3 protein-coding genes and 1 pseudogene are annotated in these 2,748 nt (G+C 66.5%); 2 read left to right on the plus strand and 2 right to left on the minus strand.

All coding sequences use genetic code 11. The features are described 5' to 3' along the window. Window positions 1-44 precede the first annotated feature (44 nt). Together AWZ10_RS15460 and AWZ10_RS50190 are read right to left on the minus strand one after the other, a co-directional pair. A complete protein-coding gene (locus tag AWZ10_RS15460; RefSeq protein WP_086751577.1) occupies window positions 45-320 on the minus strand; it encodes a DUF1876 domain-containing protein in 276 nt (91 codons plus the stop codon). Window positions 321-400: 80 nt separating this feature from the next. Next, window positions 401-523: pseudogene (locus AWZ10_RS50190) on the minus strand (EamA family transporter); the annotation flags it as partial. 26 nt (window positions 524-549) lie between these two features. Here AWZ10_RS50190 and AWZ10_RS15465 point away from each other — a divergent pair. Further along, the gene (locus AWZ10_RS15465) at window positions 550-2,001 is read left to right on the plus strand and encodes a recombinase family protein (RefSeq protein ID WP_060891236.1); all 1,452 of its coding nucleotides are present in this window, start codon (window positions 550-552) and stop codon (window positions 1,999-2,001) included. A 408-nt stretch (window positions 2,002-2,409) separates the two neighbouring features. Next, on the plus strand, window positions 2,410-2,748 hold a 339-nt coding region (locus tag AWZ10_RS15470), incomplete at its 3' end, for a transposase (RefSeq protein WP_208618502.1).

The following is a 2,748-nucleotide window of genomic DNA, read 5'->3' on the forward strand; positions in this document are numbered from 1 at the left end:
GCCGAGGCGGGTGGGGTGGGCGCGGCGGTTGCCGGCGTCCTGGGTCAGAGCGCTATCGGGTGCGACGTGCGGCCCGATGCCTCGTCTATCTCGTCGTGGGCCTTGGTGAGGAGCTTCATGGCGAGCTCGTTCAGGGCCCTGGCCCCGGCTATCTCCTCGCCGACCCGGGGCTGATGGGAGTCGGTCCGGTGGCGGCTGGCGTAACCGTTCGCGCGTACCTCCTTCCCGTCGGGGAGCCGTACGAGGGCCGCCGCCCGTGTGCGCTGATCGTCCTCCTGGAACTCCAGCTCGATGTGCCATCCGACAGCGGTTTTCATCATGACGATCACCTCCGGAATCGCTCTTTCCAGAGTGCTCCTCCTCTCCCGTGGACGCACGGCCTGCCCGGCCCCCGTCCCGCCTATCCGGCCCGCAGCATCAGCCCGATCCCCACGACCAGCAGCCCCGCGGCCACGATCCGCGGCGCCCCGAACCGCTCTTTGAAGAACACCGCCCCGATCGCCGCCCCCACGATGATCGATGTCATATCCGGCTCATACAGTGTTTGTCATGAGCCGATCCAAGTTACCCAAGGCCGCCATCACGCCGGGCGAGCCCGCAGCGATCTACTGCCGCATCTCCCACACCAGGGACGAGGATCAGACCGGCGTCGACCGCCAGGAACGCATCTGCCGGGAGATCGCCGAGCGCCTACAGCTCCGTGTCGAGTCGTCGCACATCTACGTGGACAACAACCGGTCGGCGTGGCAGCGCAACCGGAAGCGACCGGGGTGGGAGGAGATGCTGAGGGCGATGGGGGAGGGGGAGATCAGGCACGTCATCGTCTACCACCCCGACCGCCTGATGAGGCAGCCGAAGGATCTTGAGGAACTGCTCTCCATAGCCGACGACAAGCGCGTCCTTCTGCATGGCGAGGCGAACCGGCGCGATCTGTCGGACCCAGACGACCGGTTCATCCTCCGCATCGAGGTGGCGCACGCGTGCCGCTCCTCCGATGACACGTCGCGCCGTCTCAAGGATGCCTTGAAGGAGCACGCCCGAGAAGGCCGGCCGCATGTGGGCAACCGACCGTACGGCTACACCCGCGACGGCCGCGCGATTGTCGAGAAGGAAGCGGAGATCGTTCGCGAGGTCTACCGCCGCTTCTTGGACGGTGAGTCACCGAACCGCATAGCCCAGGACCTTGCAGCACGCGACATCCCCACGTCGAAGGGCAAGACGTGGAACCCCGAGAACGTTCGTCATCTGCTGGCGTCCCATTTCGTGGCCGGACTCCGGTTCCACCTGGGGGAGGAAGTGGCCATAGGGACGTGGCCCGCCATCATCGACCGGGGGCAGTGGGACGAGGTGCAACGGCTCAAGGAGTACCGCGCTCAGCAACACCGGGACACGAAGAAACGGCCGCTCCGTAACTACATCCTGCGCGGTGTCGTCACGTGCGCGTGCGGAGCACGCATGAGCGGCTCGAACAGCGTCCGGTATCCCTACTACCGGTGCACCCGCGCCGACAACACCGACCAGGACAAGTGCAACCGCTCCGTCTCGGCCGTGCCGCTGGAGGCGTTCGTGCGGGACGTGACGATCAAGGTGTTGACCAAGCTCGACACCGCTGGCTACGAGCCGGCCGCGACCACGCGCCCAGAGGCTGACGTGCTCGCGGACGAGAAGGACCGCGCGAAGCTGGGGGAGCTGAAAGAACTCTGGCTCAACGATGACGACTTCACGACCGCCGACTTTCAGTCCATGCGCGCGCCCATCCTCAAGCGGATGAAGGAGCGTCAGCGGAAGACCGTCAAGCGGCCGATCGCCGTCCTGGAGGGGATCGCCGGACCGGACGCCGAAACCAACTGGAAGAGGCTGGAGGAGGCGGAGGACCACGCGCGCATGAACGCGATCTACCGGTTCCTGTTCGCTGCGGTGATCGTCCGTCCGCCGACGCGGAAGGGCAGGGGGTTCGACACGGATCGGGTGGACATCGAGCCGAATCCGCTGGACTACTAGCCTCGGGCTTTCACGAACTGGGCGGTCCGCGACTTGATCACAGCTGGGAGAAGTACTCCTGACCAGCGGCATCGGAACTTGTCGAGGGTCCGGTTGGGTGCGAGGAGAGAAGCACCCCTCAGGTGAAGCGGGCGTACGATCTTGCCCCGAGCACTCCCCGATCGCCGTCGCGTGTCCGTCTATGCTCGCAGTGATGAGGTCGCCCGCACGGTAAAGAACGGGACCCGGGGTGCGGTCAGGGTCGTTTGCCTCATCACCATCGCGTGATGGAATCCGCGTAGCCAACTTCGCGGAGTCTCCTGAGCACGTTGTCCGACGGCTGGTCAGAAGAGCGGAAAATGCCCCTGACCAGCCAGAATGAGGATTGTCTAGGCCCTCGTTCCCGCGCCCGTCGGAGGCACTTTCCAGGTGAGTAAGCGTATCGGGTTGTACCCGCGTGTCCGCGTCGAGGGCGGTGGCCGCGGGACGGTCTCTCAGGCCGGGGCGGTGCTGCTGGTCGAGACGGTCCGCACGTCCGGCCTGGACACCGCGGTATCGGCGGCAATGGCGCCGTGGCGCAAGCCGCGAACGGTGCACGATCCGGGCAAGATCCTGCTGGATGTGGCCCTGGCCGTCGCACTCGGCGGAGACTGCCTGGCCGACATCGGCATACTGCGGGCCGAGCCTGACGTGTTCGGCCCCGTGGCCTCCGATCCGACGGTCTCCCGTCTCGTCGACGCTCTGGCCGCAGCCGGCCCGAAGGCCCTC

It is taken from the genome of Streptomyces europaeiscabiei, assembly GCF_001550375.1.
In the GTDB taxonomy this organism is placed as follows: Bacteria; Actinomycetota; Actinomycetes; order Streptomycetales; family Streptomycetaceae; genus Streptomyces; species Streptomyces europaeiscabiei.

Excerpts from the sequence above, each read along its gene's own strand:
- AWZ10_RS15465 (WP_060891236.1), top strand. The coding sequence starts at position 550 with ATGAGCCGATCCAAGTTACCCAAGGCCGCCATCACGCCGGGCGAGCCC.
- AWZ10_RS15460 (WP_086751577.1), bottom strand. The coding sequence starts at position 320 with ATGATGAAAACCGCTGTCGGATGGCACATCGAGCTGGAGTTCCAGGAG.